This is a genomic window from Aquimarina hainanensis (genome assembly GCF_042684685.1).
In the GTDB taxonomy this organism is placed as follows: Bacteria; Bacteroidota; Bacteroidia; order Flavobacteriales; family Flavobacteriaceae; genus Aquimarina; species Aquimarina hainanensis.
In genome coordinates this window covers 24223-45113 of sequence record NZ_JBHULX010000027.1, presented here as the reverse complement: position 1 = coordinate 45113, position 20891 = coordinate 24223, and the positions used below count along the sequence as shown (strand labels likewise).

The 20891-nt window shown below is 30.9% G+C and carries 8 protein-coding genes; 2 read left to right on the top strand and 6 right to left on the bottom strand.

Features of this window, described 5'->3' with window-relative positions:
• Positions 1-93: 93 nt before the first annotated feature.
• Entirely contained in the window at positions 94-9861 is a 9768-nt protein-coding gene (locus ACFSTE_RS13505; RefSeq protein ID WP_378258480.1) for an RHS repeat-associated core domain-containing protein, read from the bottom strand.
• 1476 nt (positions 9862-11337) lie between these two features.
• On the opposite strand from ACFSTE_RS13505, the gene ACFSTE_RS13500 reads away from it, so the two are divergent.
• Positions 11338-11904, top strand: coding sequence for an RNA polymerase sigma factor (locus ACFSTE_RS13500; protein ID WP_378258478.1), 567 nt, complete (start codon positions 11338-11340; stop codon positions 11902-11904).
• 338 nt (positions 11905-12242) lie between these two features.
• On the opposite strand, the gene ACFSTE_RS13495 is transcribed toward ACFSTE_RS13500, so the two are convergent.
• From ACFSTE_RS13495 to ACFSTE_RS13485, 3 genes are all read right to left on the bottom strand, one after another.
• On the bottom strand, positions 12243-13130 hold the full coding sequence (locus ACFSTE_RS13495) for a LytTR family DNA-binding domain-containing protein (RefSeq protein ID WP_378258476.1): 888 nt from the start codon (positions 13128-13130) through the stop codon (positions 12243-12245).
• Between the two features lie 642 nt (positions 13131-13772).
• The gene (locus tag ACFSTE_RS13490; RefSeq protein ID WP_378258474.1) at positions 13773-15650 is read right to left on the bottom strand and encodes a phosphatidylinositol-specific phospholipase C domain-containing protein; all 1878 of its coding nucleotides are present in this window, start codon (positions 15648-15650) and stop codon (positions 13773-13775) included.
• Positions 15651-15668: 18 nt separating this feature from the next.
• Positions 15669-16676, bottom strand: a complete 1008-nt coding sequence (locus ACFSTE_RS13485; protein WP_378258472.1) for a hypothetical protein — start codon at positions 16674-16676, stop codon at positions 15669-15671.
• Positions 16677-17585: 909 nt separating this feature from the next.
• Here ACFSTE_RS13485 and ACFSTE_RS13480 point away from each other — a divergent pair.
• Positions 17586-18635, top strand: coding sequence for a M12 family metallopeptidase (locus tag ACFSTE_RS13480; RefSeq protein ID WP_378258470.1), 1050 nt, complete (start codon positions 17586-17588; stop codon positions 18633-18635).
• 417 nt (positions 18636-19052) lie between these two features.
• On the opposite strand, the gene ACFSTE_RS13475 is transcribed toward ACFSTE_RS13480, so the two are convergent.
• Positions 19053-19940 (bottom strand): LytTR family DNA-binding domain-containing protein, encoded by an 888-nt coding sequence (locus tag ACFSTE_RS13475; protein ID WP_378298190.1) that lies wholly within the window; start codon positions 19938-19940, stop codon positions 19053-19055.
• A gap of 464 nt (positions 19941-20404) precedes the next feature.
• Positions 20405-20620 (bottom strand): YgaP family membrane protein, encoded by a 216-nt coding sequence (locus ACFSTE_RS13470; RefSeq protein WP_378258466.1) that lies wholly within the window; start codon positions 20618-20620, stop codon positions 20405-20407.
• Positions 20621-20891 lie beyond the last annotated feature (271 nt).

Here is a 20891-nt window from a genome sequence, read left to right as displayed (position 1 = left end):
TAAATATTAATGATTTACATATGGAACTTCTGTAAAACCGGTCATTTCACCTCTAATAGTCGGAAGGCTCTGAAAAAGATCTAATACTTTTTATTAATACCATTTGAAGAATCCTCCTATTTTTGCTCCTGCTCTTTCAAGAAAATTTCTTGGTTTAAATGTTTTACTAACTCCATATGGACCTAGTCCTTGTCTAAATTCGGCTGTTGTAATGTCAATATGACCTGTTTCATTTAATGAACGATCCAGTGCATTGTTTGAAATATTACCTTGGCTTAAATTATTAAAATCCCTTACGTGTCCAAAAGGTTTTTGTGTATTAGTACCACTTAAAAAAACATTGGAGAGTCCTCCAGCTTTAGTCGTGTATCCAACATTCTCTGTAAAGCCAACAGCATTGATGGTTTTTGATGATTGATCAGCCAAAGATTGACCAAATTCATCCAAAACACTGGTTCCTGTTGAACAATCTGCACTATGGCAAATTCCAAAATTTAGGTTTATTTCATCTATTTTTGCTGTTCCGAGATAAGTACCTAACTCCTCTGTAAAAGATTGCTTCTCTATAAACATTCGGGCATTTCCAGTTCTTACTCCTATTTTTGATGTAACTCCTTTATAGCCGTGAGCCATGATAGTTACATTTCCATCAAACCCAACTTTAGAAAGGTCTGGTAACTCTTCTAAAGTTTTACCGAATATATCCTCATAGGTAACCACAATTCCTGTTTTACTGAGTTCCCTTGCTGGAAGTTCATCTTCAATATGATCTAAAATATACAATGGATTTTTCCCATTCCTATCCACAAAATTGACAGGGTTATTATTGGCATAAGTATATGGAGAATAATTTATATGCTTTGGATCCGGTTGTAAAAATATTCTTCTTATCGGATCATATTGACGTGCCTTAAAATTGTATATTCCTACTTCATGATCATATTCTTGCCCAGTATATAGATAAGTTCCCAAAGGTTGATTAACATCTTCCTGATATGAATATTCAATTTTTCCGTAAGGATTATAAACATACTTCTCTTTTGTTGTATTATCACTTGCATCAATTACATAGCGCAAACTACTTTGGTAATCCCTAATAAAATAATAGGTCTTCCCATTATGGATCATTGCGATGGGTGCGTATTCTTCTCCATAAATATATACTTTGCTCCATTCAGTAGGGCTAGATATATCTGCTTGTCTATTACTATAGGATTCATATAATGGTAGAGATCTTGTCCCCCAAGTATAAGATAGGATCTCTTTTTGTCCTTCTGCACCTGTTTTGACCTTTTGAACTCTTCGATTATAAGCATCATAAGTAAAAGATATGGCCTCCTGTGTTCCTTGCTGATTTATACTTATAACTTTACGAGTTAACTTATCATATGTTAAGCGAGTATTATTACTAAATGGCGTATTCCCAATTTTGGTATATAGTCCTATTGCATTCGCTTCTTCAGAAGCACTCCTTAATTTATTACTCCCTTCTTGGTAATTATAATTGACATTCTGACTTACATCTAAAGAATTGGTGTACTCCTGTAAATTTCCGTTAACATCATACGTATAGCTATGATCAGAAATGACACCTGATTGATTTTTATCTACTTTAGTTAGCTGATATCGATTATCATAAGTATACTTCCATTCGGTTCTTTGCTGTAACTCATTAATTTCTTCTTTCTCTACAACTAAACCTTTGTAATAATCAGTATTATTTTTTGTATAGTTAAGTTTTTCCTTAAATAATACTTTATTAGCCACCGTAACATTTTGTTCTTTCTGGTTTTCTTGCAAAGTATATTGTATCCTATTGGCAATAGTTTCATTATTAAAGTTCTTTTGTATCACTTTGCCATTTATACCATATCCATATTTTGCATATATAAACTGATCTGTAACGCTGCCTATTCCATATAATCTGCCATTCAGATCATATGTATATGCTACTTCTGTTCCATTAGGGTAAGTAATGTTCTTAATCTTCCCATTAGAATAGTATTGGTATTTCACCAAATTTGAATCCCCCTGGTTCACTTGCGTGGTTTTCTCAACAACCTGCCCTCTCGGATTATATGTAAATTTGGTGGTTACAGAAGTACCATTACTAAGAGACGTTTGTTCGGCAACTCTTCCTTTTGTATTTATATCGATAGTATTTTGATCTGCTTGATCATAGACCCAAGTTTTTACTGGGGTGGTTACAATATCACTAAGCCAAACCGGTAAATTGGCTAACAGCACCATTTTTTCTGCATTAAATACTCCTGACACTATGGCTATTCCAGATTCTATTGGTCTATCTTGAGTATCATACTTAAAATAACGCCAAGAGATATCTGTACCTTGGGCAGAGAAATCTTCTGTTGAAATAAATACAGGAAGCCCCTTCTTATTTTTAACCGTATAACTTGACCCTTCGTCTATACTATACATTAAACTTTGATCTCCTAACAAATCCAATGTTTCTAAACTATTGGTATATTTTGTTTTATCATTATTCTGAAAAGATAAAGGCAATCTAGAAGATATCTTATGACCATTTGTTTTATAACTATAGGTCTGCTCACTCACAGAATTTCCATCTTTAGAAGCAATTAACCTTCCAAAAGTGTCATGTACTACCGATTTGTCATTATCTCGTTTTCTGGTAGTAGTTGTAGCAAATTTCAACTCATTCGATGTAGAAATTCCTAACTCAGTCTCCAATTCTCTTCCTATAGCATCTTGGTAAAATGTTCTGGTTTTATTAAGATCTACATCCGTAATTCCAGTATGATGTACAGAAACAACACGCTGTAGAGCGTCTTTACTATACACTGTTTTATCAAACATTTTATAATGATCTTTGATTTCTGATGTATCATACGTAGAAGTTCCTTCTTTTCTCGTTTTATAAAATGAAAATAAGTTACCTGTTAGTCTGTTACCATCATAATTTGCAAAATTAGAATCATAAGATAGGCTATATTGCTGTTCACTATAGTTGTCTAACGCAGGCTTGGTTTGTAGAATAGGATTACCCCAGCCGTTATATATCGTACCTGAAACAATTTTACCGGTAATTTTGTTATCGTAATCATTATAAAAATATTGATGTTGTATACTTCTAGCAAGTCCATCCAGATACCTCATAGATAATATGGGTGATCCTCCTGCAAATAACTTACGAACACTACCTGTGACAACAATATCCCCGGAATCCAATCCGTTTACATTCAACTGTTTGATTAACTCTCCATCTGCATAAACATGTAAAACCTCTCTTATTTTAGTAATTAAAAAGTGCTTCCTTTTACCAATCTTTACCTGAGTGCTCTCCCCTGTAAAGATATTATCAATATTTAAAGCTGGACCATCTCGTTCTAATCTTAAAGATTCAGAAGAAACTCCAAAATCTGACTCAGCGATAAACGAAATTCCGTATCCAAAACCATATTCCTCATTTAATGTGGACTTAGATATAGATATTCCATTAGGCAAATCTCCTTTATAAACACTTTTTCCTTGAAAACCAACACGAAGATTATTATTAGGTTTATCTGGATTATATACTCCATCTATTTGTAAACCTCTACCATAAAAATGGTGAGAATACCCTATTGCTCTACCTTGATCTTCCAATGAAACAAAATGTCGCTGAGCATCATCAAAAAGATGTTTTATAGTATTACCATTATTATTTATCGAAGCACTTATCATACCGTTATCATCCCTAACAGTAACAGCTGTTTTTACAGAGACAGGACGTATTAACAAATCGTCTATTAACAAATCTCCTACTCCTTCTATTTGTACTTCTGACGCTCCTATCTCAATAAATGCTTCTATGTATTTCCATTCTTGATCAGCGGAAAATGATTTCGTATTAGTGTTGCCAACTTTAAAAAATGTCGGAATGTTGGTTTGTCCTGATTTTATCCAGGCTGATAATATATTTCTCTTGTTATTATCCAGGACAACTCCAGGTAATATTCCTTTTTTTCCATTTAATTTAATACTATAATCCCCGGTATGACTCTCTTGATTAAGCTGCCCTCCTAATAGAGATGCTCCTTCTTCAAAACCATAATACTTTACTCCTCCTTCATTTATATCTTTTATATTGATTCCTTTATAAGTAACCATTGGCTTTTTATGGTTAGGATCTAATACCGTGCTATATGAATTATCTTCGGTATCAGATACTACAATAGGAATCCCTGTTTCTGAATCTCTGGACATGATAGTATTGGTCCTAACCCACTTGTGTTGATAAGAACCATACCCTTGTAATTGCTCTGGTAATCCTTGAATATAATCTACTGCCACTTTATGTCTCTCAAGTAAACTTGTTAAATGTGCTTTATGCTCTAAAACTTTACTATTCAATAAATTAACATTCAATGAAGAAGTAAGCTCTGGGAGATTAGCGATAGCAATATTCAATCGCTCTAATGTCTCTAAGTACTTATCATGTATTCTTTTTACCTGAAGAGATGTTACATCATTAACAGCAGCAGTATGTTTATCAGTATCAAGCGATATTAAACGATAATTTTTTATGGTTTCATGGCTTTTGACCAACAAGGTTTCGATCTGTTCATGAAAATCATGATATAAAGCTGTCTCATCATTTAATGCCGTCTCAATAGTTGTTATTTTACCTGTTAGTTCATTACTCTGATCCAACAAATCAGTCACACTAGTACGTTTAGAGCTAATCTCATTTCTTTTTTGTTGGATATTCTGATATAACTGACGTATTGCAGAACGATATCCAGAAATATCATCTTTTAGAGAAGCGATCTTTTTATTATCAGAAATAGCTTTAAACCCTAAACTTAGACCAACTAAGAAACCATTCAAAAATGTATTATAGCTATCAATATTATCTTGAGCCTCCTTAATTTTAGCATACTCGCCTTGTATAGAAGTATTAAAACCATCAATATCTGTATATAACCCTTTAATCTCTTCGTGGAGGTTCTTTACAGCATTTTTATCATCAGCAATCCTTAACTTAAACTCTTCAATATCTCTACTGAGAACGTGCATTTCAGTGTTTAGCCCATGGATTTCACTTTTTAAATCATCTTCTTTTCTTAATATAAGCTCTATTGCCTTATGAGCATCGAAATACCCTTTAGAAATAGACGTTATTTTCTCTTCATAAGCAATCTCATCCCGATCTTGTCCTATTAAATCTGCTTCTATTTTACTTATTATATCTGCCGAATTCATATAATCATTAATAGGGTATGCTTCACTTGCTTTATAAAAATGTTTCGGTGCAAAAACATTTTTACCTCTAACCATAAACTGATCATACGTTATAACATCTACATTAGTGACTGTTTCTTGTTGGGTTCCTTTTTTAATTGATTCTAGTGTTATAAAAGGTTTCCCTAATCTGTTTTGGTTTCTTAAGCTATCGTAATGCTCGTCTGCATAAACATACCTGGTACTATGCACTTCTTGTAAGCCATCGGTAGAAGTTCCTTCTATACTTTTATCTCGAAGGACTAAATTCCCTGATGAGTTAAATTCATAATTACGATTAGTTTTATAAGCAACTCCATCTATCACCTTGATCTTTTGAACAGGGCGTACTGTATACGTTTTCGTTTCTTGCAACGTATTCCCATTTGTGATTTGATGCATCAAATCATGCTCCCAAACCTTATAATAAGTAAAATCTTGAGATACTACTTTTTGATCTGTATTATATATCAAAGAGGCATAAGGGTGACCATCTAATACAGTAATACCGCCTTTATTGAAAGACACATTATCTCCATCATAACTGCTCTGGTATGTTATCAGATCCTGATCGGAAAACGATGCTAATGTATGATTAGCAACATGCCCTGTCGCTTTAGCTTGTTTTCCAAAAGAATTATACCTGTTATAGTAGTAATACTCGGTATATCCTCCATCTGTATTATTTAGGGGAATCTCTTCATTAATACCATAATCTATACTGCTCGGAATATCTGTAACCTTACCATAAAGCGCTACTTTAGATACCGAATTATAAGCAACACCTGCTTTATCATACTTGTAATAATGATGACCTAATGTTTCATTACCTTGTTGTATACTAACTCTAGTTACCGGGTAATCATATAATTCAGTATCAAAAGAATCTCCTGTTACTTTATGTAAGGTCACTTGGGTTGCTTCTTTATATGCAGGGCGTTTGTTTCTACTTCTTTCTTCTGCTGTAGCTTCTATAACAGGACGAAACTGTTCTAAATATTCATTTTTTTGTATAAATCCATTAGGATTTGCTGGTCCATAACTGACATAAGCACCTGGACCAACTGTAGAAGATATTGAATCCTGATGAATGATCTTATTTGTAATAGATAATTTTTTTGATTCATAAACTTTTCCATTACGTAAGAGTTTGATATGATTTTCTAGTCCAGATGGTGTCTTAAGAGTATAAGGTATAAAATTATCTACAATACTATTAGACCTATTAACCAATCTATTATTCGAATTCAATGTAAACTCATCATTTGTTACTTGTAACCAGCTACCACTGGGTTGCCTATGAAACAGCTTCCCGTTTACAGATATATAGTTATTCGCAATAGAGGTACTTTTATGATTAGTACCGATAATATCTTTTACTATTTCATTGGCTACAGGCTCCATTAGACCACTTACTGTACCTGCTACGTTTGCAGCATTATTAATGGTTTCCAATGTTTCCCCTACTTCTGCTACTTCTCCTAGACCTGGGATGGCTAATGAAACGACCTGGACAATAATATTAAGGACCTCTACAGACACATTAATCGCAGAATCGATAAACTCTGATGTGCCAATTTGCTCTTGTGATGCATTACCAATCTCTCCCCATTCTTCTATATTTGGATCATATTGATAAAATTTAGGAATCTTATACGCTTTATTTGCCCCCTCTACTATAGCCGTAGATACATCATTGGCAAAACTACCTGTGTAATATGGCGACTCTATCTGATAAGACAGAAAATCCGAACCTGTATATCTAAACGCATAATTCTTACCATCTGCAGGTGCCAAAGCATCATTAGAACCAACTATCAAACTATGCGATTTACCTATTTTATTTATCACATCGCCAACAATAAAACTTTCTACTCCACTTTGACCAGCAGCCGAATGCAAATGAGTAAGGCTAATATTATCATAATTCTCATCCCATGTAATACCATATGTACTATTAATTTTTTTTGTGTCTGGGACAAAACTTCCTATCAAAGTTCCTACTAATGGAATATCAGATACATCAGGAATATTCTCATCTTCATTATTATAGGTTTGTAAGACTGCAAAGCTATTCCCCATCTTTACATCAATCTTCGCATCTCGACCCATAAAAATTGAAAAACGAGAAAGTTGATCTGTATTAAGGTGAGTATTATCTCCGATAAGGGCCGCTTTTTTATTAAGTTGTGTTCCCTTGCTTTTCCAATTCATATTCTCATCATGATATAATAAATTTACATCTGCATTAATTCCCTGAGAATCTGTAATTACCGCAATGATCATATTGTTTTTTGCATTTATTGCAGAACGATGATCTAACCTTTGCTCTGGCTCCTCTCCATTCGGTCCTAACAAACCATCAAGAGCTATTTCTACATTATTCTTACCTGAATTAGAAGTGATACGAGCATTAAAACTTGTCTTTAATGGCTTACTATATGTACTCCATATTTGACCATCCCAACTATAGATATATAAAAAATCTGTAACCTCATCTAACAAAGCAACAAAATTATCTCCGGAATCGAAGGTGAAGAATTTACTCATGATATTAACCCCTTCCCGGTTCGTTATCCATTCTCCTGGCACTAAATTATTCTTTTGGACGATAGCCACTTGTTGCCCTCCCCAAGAAGATGTTAATGCAAAAAAATGATCTTGCAAAGTAACGTGGTATACCTTTCTCGGGTTATCTGAAGCATCTTTATCTCTGAGCTCATATAGCTTTTTTTGTGTATCTAAGAATATTGTCTCATTGCTTCCAAAGATCTGATTTTCGATTAGTATTAACTCATCAACTTCTTTCTCTAGACCAGCAGCAATATCTTTAGCTATGTCTTTTAATCCATTAAAACTACCTTCAAACCAGTCTTTTATTGCTTTTCCTATTTCACCATGAGAGATATCATCTCCCACTTTATAGAGTGTTTTACCTGTATCTTTTAGAGCATCTTCAAAACCATTAAGAACACCTGCTGCAACAGGAAAAGTATTCCCGATTGCTTCAAAAACATTGCTTTTTAATTGCTTCAAAAAACCTTTTGTATACTGATCTTTTGCATAATATCGATCATAAAAATAACCATCAAACTGACCTATATCCTTTTCAATCCATCGATCTCCAATCCACTGATATACTTTTACATAGCTTTGACGAAGAGTTAAATCCTGAGATTCAAAAATTGCAACCACATAATCTGATCCATAGAATAATTCAGGAGCACTCCATTTAGAACTCAATTTAAACTTGCTATTGTATGGTTCCTTAGGAAATTTGATCTCAATATCTTTGGAGCTTCCTTGAATTTGTTCTTTACCATAATGGTATGCATAACTCACTCCCTCTGACAATGTTTGTTGCTTGATGGCTCCATATAACGCTCCGTTAGCTGCGTTATATAATTTGGTTTCATTTTTAGTTAACCCGGCATATACTCCATCTATCTCTTTTTCAATTCCAAAATAATTAAAAAGCTTAGACGGCTGGTATATATGTCCTTTTGCATCTTTATAGGTAATTGAAGTTAATAATCGTTTTTGTAATTCACTCCCTTTATTTAGAAAGTTATGTCCAAAAACAATGCTACGCTGTAATATTCCTTTTCTATTTTTGAGTAAAACCTCAGATAAGTATAAATTTTCATAACGCTCTTGGTATGCATCTTTATCATTATCCATACTAATGTTATTATTTTCAGTATGAGGATCTTGATACTCAAAAGCTTCCTTTTTATTATATTTTATTTCAATAGATTTACCTCGTAATCCTACTATTTTTGAAAGATAGGTAGCTCTTGTATGTTCTAACCCATTACTACCTACTTGTTCTTTCTGTTGTGTATAGAAAAATTTAACCTGTTCCCCATAAACATTCTCTATTGCTGATAAATTATAAGAAATAGGCAGAAGGCTTTGACCCGTCGAAACAGAACTACCTATCCAGTTACTCCATTTTACATTATATTCTACTCCATTAGAAACATGTGTAATTAAATTACCATCTCCATAAATATAGATCTTGCCATTAGGATGATATACCCTCCATTGGGATTCTTCCAAAGATCTGATTTCATTTCCTTCTTTATCTTTTTTTGGTTTTTGATGTTTTATAATCCAATCCGGTTGCTTAGCTATACGGTATGTTTTTTCTTCATTATCTTCAGATACAAATAATAATGGAAATGAATTTCCTTTTACATATAGTAAATATTTATCATCTTCTAAAGTACCCGTTTGCTGAGTTAAACGAATAATTTTATGTTCAGGGTATGACCACCCTAAACCTATAACACCTTGTTTTTGATCCCTGTTCCAGACACTAGCCTTCTTAGCAACGCCTTCACTGCTATACCTTATTTTAGCATTATACCCCTCTACCGAAAATAATGAAGCACTTAAAGCCACATTTCCAGTACCTAAATCTACCTGATCTACTTTAGAGGAACCTCCTTTAAAATCTATAATCTCTTTATCAACCTGCAAAAAACCAGTATTTGAAGGAGTAAGCCCCATAAGATATTTAGCATAAGCATAGGTTGGGGAAAAACTACTGCTCATCATTAATATCGATAATAAGTAAGCTCCTAATTTTCTTGTAATTTCTTCTTTTTTCATTTAAAGCTATTTTTTTCTAATAAATATATTTCACAAACAATTAGTTAATTTTTTAGAGCTCTTTCAAAAAATTAACTAATAGCCTGCAAAAGTATATAAACCACATAAAAAACTGCAAACCCTCCTTTTTATTACTGTTATACCTTACTTAAAACAAAACACTTATAATCAACTGTTTAAAACAAAAAAAACGATATACCCTTAACTTAACATTAGCACAACATTAGCTTTTTTTAGCATCTATTAGCGTATTAAAATTGACCTGAATAAGCTTAAAAAGCCATATTCTTTTGATGATTATCATCAAAAAATTTTCTTTCAAAAAAATATAGAAATAGCTTGAGTTAAAGAAATATGAGTCCGCTTAGGTTATAATTTAATTTCGTAAAACAATAATTGTCTAAAAGTATATTTACAACCTTCGGGGGAGTTACACTAAGGATTGCAATTTTTAAAGAAATTCTTGAGACTAACTAAAAAAAAGCTAAACCATTTATTTAAAAATGATTTAGCTTTTAAAAGTAGCGGGAACAGGACTCGAACCTGTGACCTTCGGGTTATGAGGGCGAAAATCAAATTTTTAAAACGCTGATTTTTAACTAACTACATCTTACAAAATTGTAAAAACATGTGAAAAATATAAAAAAACCCCCACCACCCCCCCCCACCTAAATATCTAAAAGGGGTCTCCTTTTAGTTTTAAAAACTATGACGTTATAGGTAAATAATGCTTCACTCTAAATAATTTTAGTATTTCTAATTTGTATAATAAAAAGATAAAACAAAGCTATCTAAAACCAAATAAGATTAAAACTGGCTTTATCTAAGTTCATGATACCAGAAGGCTATTTTGTTAATCAAAAACAAATGAAAAACCTTAAAAATGGTACAAATAAAATTTACGATTAGACACATATCACACAAAAAACAAGCTGTTAAATTAGAAAATATTAATTCTTATTCAGAACTGATATTTGGTTATAATTAAGGGTAAAACCACTTATGACTTTTATTCTTCATTTCTAAATTAATGATTGTTTTAAAAGAGAAATTTTAAAATGTGATTGAGATAATTATGATACCTGATATTTATTCAATTCTTATAAAAATTTAATTAATTACCATTAACCCCTTCAATAATCATAAGGATAAAATCCAAAATCGATAAGCTTCTTTATTTGCTCGAAACAACAACGATATTTCGTGAAAAATCCTTCTTTATTTGTGCGTAACACAAAAAACACAAAATTCTTATAATGAGATATTTACCCTAACAGAATATGGAATTTTACATTTATTCATGAAAAGAAAAGAGATGGCTTTATCTTAACAACTAACTTCACGTTTAGCTTTCCTTAAGAAATGATTTGTAAGAAAATTATCATTCCCTAAGAAACCTAGAGGCACTCAAACGCATCAGAAACTTAATAGACCTACAAAGCAATCAAGTATATAAATCTCAAAATAAAATAAATTATGAGTACTGAAGTATGGCAAAATTTTAAAAGCGGTGATAAAAATGCATTTGAATCGATATACACTCTTTATATAGATGACATGTACAACTATGGGTTAAAAATTTGTTCTTGCAAAGAGTTAGTTAAAGACTGTATCCAAGAAGTATTCATATACTTATACGAGCATAAAAATAACCTTTCTGAACCAAAAAATCTTAAATATTATATTCTCAGATCTCTAAAAAACGCCATTTATACAAAGCTCTCTAAAGAAACCAAAATTAATAACATACATAAAATTGATTTTTCTAATACATTTAGCGATGACTATCTACATTTTGAGAACAAAAAAATCAATAAAGAGATAAATGATAATAAAAAAATGGCGGTAAAAATGATTTTAAAATCACTAACTCCAAAACAAAGAGAAATACTGTTGCTTAAATTTGTTTCTGGGCACAATTATTATGAAATAGGAGAAATCACAAACATAAACCATAATTCAGCTAGAAAACAAGTATATCGAGTTTTAACTAAGATAAGAGAAAACAATGATCTTGACCATTTAAATAAACTTTGTTTCTAACGTCAATAGGAGGCTGTAAAAAAAAAGAAGCTTCCTATCTAAATTAATAAGTGATCTATATTGGAGCAAACCAATATTAAATTAAACTATTGTCAATGAATCGCTCGTTCTTTCTACTGGGTTTTTAAAGAAAAAACAAGAATAAAACAAGGGACACGAAATAACACTACCCTGCTTTAAATCAACTATTCACTATTTGTAACTCCCTTATCTATTAAAGACCATATACTATGATTTAAAGACTTCCTAAATAATGTAAATGAAATTATATTTGTTTTTGAAGGTTCTAAAGTGTTGCTCTCAATAATGTTTAAAAAATGTAATTCCCAACAAATAAATTACCTCATATTTATTTGTTGCTTAACAAGCTCAAGCTTATCTTTTGAAACAGCAACCTGCATATTGTTATAATTTAATATTGCAACCCACCCATTCCCTTTTGCTTTTATGGATTTAATATATGCTGTATTGACGAAAAATGACTTGTGACATCTAATAATATTAGTATGGTTAAACAACATCTCTTCAACTTCTCTCATAGAAAGCCTAAAGACTTCTTTCTGAACAATTATCTTTTTTGAATCATAATAAAAGACTTTTATATAATGCCCTTGACAATGAATTGATATCAAATCAAACGGGGACACATAAAGCTGCTCTCCTTTATTTTTACCTACTAAAAAAATCATTTTTGAGTTCCTAAGAAAGTGATGAGTGGTTGTCATAGTTTTTTTGTTTCTTTTCTTTAAGTTATACTTCATTTGGGAGTAAAAATTAAGTAAAACATACAATATCCATCCAGTCACTGTTATGTACATCATTGATTTAATAAAAAAAAACGATGGCACAACAAATTTTTTTTTGAAACCAAATAAATCAATCAATATATAATCCAAAAATTGTATTGTTATAATGTATGTATACATTAGGGTAAAGAATTGAGAAAGAACAACAATTAAGATCTCAGATAAATAAGTCCATCTTTCCTTTTTGGTTGGTTTTAAAATAAATGCAGCTAATAAAAAAGAAAAGCTGGCACAAAAAGAGTACAAGAAAATGACTACTAGCTGAAGCCCTACATCGTACCCGTTAAGATTAAAAGGTTTAAATATTATCAAGAAAAAATAAGATATCACAAAGGAGAAGAATGCCGACTTAGTAATATTATATGCTTTTTGTGGTCTATAATGTGTTTCGTTTAAAAAAAAAAGAATTCTCTTTAGCATTACTTTGTTGGTTTTTACATCTTACCTAGTCTACATTTTTTAGAACCCTAAAAAATATTAGCATAAAATATGCTTACTAATAAACAGGTCTAACTTTTTACAGAGAAGAAAAAGAGATCTTCGTAGACAATCATATAAAAAAACATGTTTATAAAACTACTATATACGCTTCTTACTTGTCTCTCCAAATCTCATTACAAACTAATTTACAACACCATTAAGTTTTTTCCAAGCATACAGTTAGATCCATTCTCTATTGAAACATTCTTTTTGACTTAACAGTACACAAAGTCATCTCAAAAAATAAACGTTAGATAGATACTTCCCTTCATCAGCTCTTTCTAATTCAAAAATTACCAAGAGTTTTTTTATGTATAAATTACTATTCTTGCTGTGATGTATAAATAGAAAAGAAGGTGAACTTCAGACTTCATTTTTAGAAAGACTCAAAAATCATCTGAGACTATCTCTATTGTTACATTCCTCCTCTTCTTAATCAAGTAAATTTCCTCAAGCCAAGTCATAGAAACTTACTTTTAGACTTTAAATGCTTACTAACAAAGCAACCTTCAAAGTATTTTTTAAAATAAATAGCAGAGTTAAAAAACCCTGCTATTTAACAACTTACAATTTCACACTAACTTATTCTATAACTAGTTTAACCATTTGCTCTATTTGATTTTCCTGTTTAAATTTTACTATGTACATACCTTTTGACCAACTAGGATCAATGGTAATAAGAATCTCATTATTCCCAGAATACAATTCTATTTCTTTGTGGTATATTATTTCACCTATCAGATTAAACAGCTGTAATTCCGCTATTTTATTCTGTGTTACCTGAACAAACAATTTACAACTGTTATGAGCTGGATTAGGGGAAAGAGTTATATTTGACGAAGGTGATAGCTGATCTATATCTTTACAATTTTCAGAACAATCAGAGGTATAAAGATAGGAATTGCTAGAACTCTGATGTTCTTCATATTGTCTTTTTGATTTTCCGTATTGTATCTTTTCTATTTTTACCGAAGAGGTCCTGTCTTTCCATCCTACTTTACTGAGATCTGACACATTATAATATTTATTTCCAGCTGCTTTATACCACCTACTAGAACCTTTCCAATTTTTATCTTCATAAAGAGTTACTTTATACCCTGCAGGGATTCTCATTGACACTAAATTATCATCCCCTACCTCTGCTCTAAAGGTTTTCGAGTATTTTCCATTATTTTTTTTATCATCGAATGTATATGGTTGTCCTCCATTTTCAGTATTGTCTTCATAATTTTTTCTTTTGAAGAACAATACTCCTTCTGGTATTTTTCTAACCGTAACGGAAACAATCTCATCATTAAAATCGTTTCCTATAGATGAGTTATTCTTTCTTCTAGAAATATACGCTCCTTTTTTATCAAGTTCGTAGTATAAAAGCGCTTCATATCCATCTTTTATTTTCAGGGATGAAGCTCGATTCGAAAAATTCACATCACCTAAGTCGTTATAGCCATACTTAACAACCAGATCTTTTCCTTTATAACCTACATGCTGATAAAGTATCAAATTCTCCTTTTGTTTAGGAGTCCCATCAAAATTTGTACGATAAATAGCCCTTGCTAAATCCGCATTAATATTGTCAGTAACAATTACTCCAAAACCTTTATTATCATGTTTATAATAATTCATAAAGGATAATAATTTTTCATTGATATAGTTATATACTGTCGGAATTTCTGGCCATTTAGCATTTGTTTGAAACCCACTAGTATAATTCAGATAGAGATCATCGTTTTCTGAATCTTTACTCTTATGCATCATTTCATAAATCAGATCCCATTTGTTCTCCCTGTTTTTATGATCACCTTTATTATGTTTACTAACATTGTAATAATCTTGGACATACCCCAAGCCAAAAGACTCATTTTCTGCCATATCAGGGATTTTAATATACTTCCCTATATAAAGCTTACTCATTCTCGATAATATTATTACTTTCCCTCTTACACTTTTTAGTGTCGTACTTTTCGAATATTTTGTAGAGATAATATCTTTGTAAGAATCACTATTGAGAATATCTTTCACTTGTTTTGCTAACTTCTCTTCGGAGCCATCATCTTTCTTTATAGATAAGAGAATAGTCTCCGTAGGGTATTGTTTTAAGAAACTTTTTATTGTCTTCATTACATCTTTAAATCGAGTTTCAAAATCGACTAAAGTACCGTGTACAATTCGAGGATTTTTATCCTTTTCGTCTTGTAACCGGATATCCAGAAACCTAACTCCCAAGTATAACTGTTCCATTATAGTTTCGTGTTGGTTGATCTTTGCATCATCTGGAATAACCCAACTAAACGTACCTTCCTCCCCATCTACAGAGCCAGAATCATGTGTTCCTGGTATAGTAATACGTGAGATTTTTGTATCATCTGAAATGTATTTCATCCAGGTTTGCCCTGTTTGAGCTATTGTAGTGTTAAACAACAACAAAACACTCCATAAAATTTTATTTTTTAGTAACATATTTCTTAAGATTAGAATTTACAAAGGAATTTTTTCTATTTCTAGTTTGATATCTTCCACATCAGTTAATGTGAACTCTCCTTTTTGATATCTCTTTTTTCGAAGTTTTCTTCCCTCGGGAGTTTCTCTCAACAAATAATACATTGTTGGAAAGTGAAAATAATGTCCTTCAAACGTCTCATCTAAATTGACACCAACTCTCCCCCATAAGTAAGTAGGAATTTTAAAACTAAATGTAGCTTCTTTCTTTGTATATACATATCTGATTCTAACTTTAGTCTTAGGAGGAATATTAAACTCTGTTTTATCTGACCACTTAACTTCTGTTGATGTAGAATTAGAACTCTCATTCGAATATTCATAATTAATAGAAAATTTTCCATTTAGTTTAGCAAAAAAGCCTTTTAATGCTATTTCCTTTTCATACCCAACTCCTACACTATGTGTAGTTGTATAGGATGAATTCTCAAGCTTTGCAGTCGTTAATTGGGTTGTATGCTTTATAGAGTAATTAAAAGGGTTTGAAACTTCATAAGTTCTGTAAATGGTTTCGCCAAAAGCATAACTACCTTTTACTTCTTTGATTATAGGCTTTCCTGTTCTTATATAAAGATTCTTATTATACATTTGTGAAATAGTTTCCCCGTCTTTGGTGTAATTTTTAAAAAGACCTTCATCATTTATAGAGAGCCCATCAACATCATTATCATATTGTGCATTTGCACATCTCTTTAACAAAAATTTTGAAATCCCTAAATTATTCAAATCTGATACCCTGGCTTTTCTCTTTAAGGTTGTAAAGCCTGTCACCTTTTTTGATTGATTTGTTTCTACTTTTTTACTATAAAGAGTTGTAACGTTACTCATTTCAGAAGATAACCGGACTTCTTTTAATAATTTTCCTCTTTCTTCAGGGATCTCTATGATTTTCAATTCTTGTTTTTCAACAATAGTTTCTTCTTCTTTTTCACAGGAAAGAAAAAGGCAAGCAAATGATACGATTAATAATTTTTTCTTTTTTTCCATAAGTTTAGTTTTTATAGGATTAAATCGCTCTATAGATCGCTTAAAAATTATTTTTGTGGACATCTTGATTTAATAAAAATGTAGATTCGGAATAGAAAAACGAAACATCGTTATTTCAAATACCAACAGAATCTATTCCTTTTGTATCGATATTGACAAATCATCATATTTTTGAGGAAAGCATGCTTATGAGGATGGTAAAATAATACCAGTGAATTTATTTTCTTTACTAAATTAAAGTACTTTCTAATGACAAAATGAATGCTAAAACTAAAGAGACAGGAGCTCCCTTAATTGTAGAAGCTTTAATTTACCTCTAATATTCTGACAATACAGCATAAACCCATACAGAACTTATATTCAAGATAATGCGCCGAAAAAAGTTAATAAAAAAACAACCACATAAGACGCTTGCAAAAAGGTATTAAGAGGAAAAACAGGTTATTTGCAATTGATAACATCTAAATTAGGTTTATCTTCCTTTTGTTACTGTTTGTTTTTAATCCTATAAAATTATTTTATAATTATACCTAACAGTTATTCTGTGTTTCCTTTTAAAAAAAGGGGAATTACCTATTCAATTATTATTTATCATCTGAGATTTTAATATAACCATACGCTTTTTTGCGTTTCTTAATTCACCTACACCTTCATAAAATACTTATAAATAACAAGTTATTCCCTCTCAAATGTCCACAAAACAACTTTAAAGCCATCTACAATAAAAGCGATAACCATAACCCAAGAGCTCATAAAGATTATACCTACTTGATTAATTGCTAAAAATCAAAGCCTCTCTATCCGGAATAGAGGTGTATTAGTTAAAATATTTGTAGCTAAAAAAGAAAGGTATTTTCTCGTTATAGGTTAGAGCTCGTTTTAATTAATCTTTGTTAAACATATATAGATATGAAAAATTCAAAAAAACTATTAAGGATTACATTTCTATTATCATTAATATTATTTTCCTGCGAATCTGATATAGAGGAAGGACTTTTAGAAACAGGAATTACAAGTGTTAATGAATTAGAAGCAACCTTAGCAGCAGAACAATTAGGCTTTGAAGGACCCGAAGTCTCAAAAGTTTTATTTGGGACCAAAATCAAAGTAGTTTCTCTGGGAGAAGGGAATTACGCATTAGGAGATATGATTCTATCAGAAGATGATTTTGATCATGGTGACAAACAAAACAAAGGTGTTTGGTATAAGGATAAGAAATGGCCTGATAATATCATTCGTTACAGACATTCATCCAAAATGCCTAAAAAAACACAAGAAAAAATAAAGTCTGCAGCTAAGCACATAACTGATAAGACTAACTTAACTATACGGAAATGGGATAAAACCAAAGATAAAGATATAGGATACGTATGGATTTCTTACAAAAGCGGCTGTAGTGCCCAAGTAGGCTATCAAGCTAAAAAATTCCCCGGGCAAAAGATGAATATTTCTACTAGTTGTTCTTTAGGAAGTACCATTCATGAATTTTTACATGCAGCAGGTGTTTTACATGAGCAAGCTCATTGGAATAGAGATGATTACATCACAGTAAACTGGGATAACATTATTAAAAACAGACAACATAATTTTAAGAAATATAAGAAAGAAGAACTCACAACCCATTCGGATGCAATGGATTTAAACTCCATAATGATGTATGGATCAACATATTTTAGAACAGATAAGGCAAAGAAAGAAGGAAAATGGTCAATAGAAACAATAGATGGGAAAGAGATAATCCCTAACCGTAGTTATATGACAGCAAATGACATAGATGTTATAAACAAAGTATATAAAAAACCATCGTTTTGTAGTGCCAGCAAATGGTCTTCTTCGAAAACATATTCAAAAGGTGAAATTGTTAGCTATAAAGGATACAAGTATAAATCTAGAGCATTTATATATGCTGTAGCTCCTGACAAGTCATGGTGGTGGGAACAAATAGAAAAATGTAATTGATTTTATTTTATTAGCTTTTGATCTCCTGCTTTTGATCAATCATAAAGATAATAGTGTAATTAGTTCATAATTCTTTTCCTGTTATTGATCTCTTTAGCGGGAGATATTTATAAAAACAAGTGACCTATATAAACCAAGAAAGGCAATTCTTAATTGAATTGCCTTTTTTTAGCGAAACTTCTAAAGAGAAGACTTAAATTTTTAAAAACTTCCCAAAAAAGACCAGAGCACCTCTATGCCCAATCAGCAGAACAGTCTTAATTGAGAAGTTTTAACTAAAATAACTATTAATAACTCAAACAATAGTTAATACAATTCTTCACATACCAATTTTGAACATGAATATAAGTATCATACTATTCTTTGGTTATAGAGAATAAGGAAGAGTAACTTGTAGACTATAATTTGTTATTTTTTTCAGAAAAGACCGTTTTCTAATTTCGATAGTTTCTCTTTAACAATATATACTTTACTTTGAGAAACTGGAATTTTGGCATTAATATGATCTACTAAAACATTCCACTTTTTACCATTTGAAATAAGAGATCGTATAAAATTCAAATTGATAAAATAAGAATTATGGCAACGAACAATTGAAGAAGAATGGTACACAATTTTTTCAACATCTTTCATGTTTAATCGATAAACAACGGTTTTTAGTTGATAATTACTTATATCGATATAATTTATTTCGACATAGTGCCCTTGTGATTTAACACATACCAAATCAATTGAATTTATCTTAAGGTATTCATTTTTATTTTTTCCTTTAAACTCTAGCTCAATGGACGTATTTATACCAAGTGTAATGTTTAATGGTTTTTTGTAGATCATAAAAACTACTAGATCACTAAAATTAATTAACATATAGATAAGCCCTCCTATAACTCCAACATACAATAATACTTCTTTAAAAAAGAAAGAAGGTAGTATAAATTCTTCTTTAATACTCGTAATAAGTTTAAGAAGATAAGCTAATAAAAATATCGATCCAATACTTATCATGATATACGCTAGTACCATAGTACTTAATAATAGTGCTATTTCATAAAGGTAAGGCCAATATGCTTTTTTATCAGGTTTAAAAATCTTAGTCACTATAAAGTAAGCAGCAGCCGCACATATTGAATAAAAAGTGATTATTACTAATTGGCTTTCAATTTTATATTCGGAAATAGTAATTGGTTTAAAAGCATAGAGAAATAAAAAAGAGACAATAAAAGTTATAATAGTAGATTTTCTAACGTCATAAAGAGTATATGGTCTATAATGTTGTTGCAATAATACTTTGTAAATAGAAAACATATTGGTTTATTCATATAGTTTAATCATTAAACCTGAAACTTATATGGAGTGAACTCTAAATCAATAGCTAAATTAAGTTTTATTAAAAAAAATATTCAACCTATTCTTGATTTTTGAACAAAAATTTTAGATCTGAAGACAATATTTAAAAGTTTATTCTCCACTTTACTCATAATGATTAATTGATGTAACGCAAATTAAATTCATATTTCTACTTTCAACTTATGCCAAGGGTTATACCATATTTATCGAGAATGGGAACTACTAATTATGTTGCAAAGAAAAAGTTTGTTCTAGCGATTACAATATTCACAAAATATCTACTAATATTACTTCATATTAAGTAGTTGCATATCGATTATAATTCCCATTACTCCTGTTAATTCTATTTTAAAATGATCTTTTAAAATCATTGTTATACTCGCTACAAAAGATCACTAAAAATAATAAAGCTAACAAGAGTACTAAAAACTTCTTTTTTTCATTTTGTAGGTATTAATCCCAATAATTACATATAATAAACAAAAACCTGTAATACTAGTAAAAACAAACACTCCGGATAGCCCCAGCAAAACATAAGCCAATACCCCTTGTATAACTCCCATGTAGAACAATATATTAATTACAATAGCTACAGTAAATCTGATTATGCGATCTAACCCGCCCATATTCTTTTTCATCTGTTTTGTATTTATGTTAAAAAAATCACTAATTAGCACGACTCCAATAATAATAACGGAGTATATAGCAGAAATAATTAGTAGTTTATTCGATTTACAATCTTTAAAATATTCTGTAAAATCTTATTAATTCTCTTTACGCTGATTTGTTACACCAACAAAAGTAAATTAGAACATACTCAAAAGCTGTGACAATTGTTACAAGTGATAATTAACTTAAAATAAAAAAAAGGGTTAAGTGATACTATAGAACGTCAATATGTATCTTATT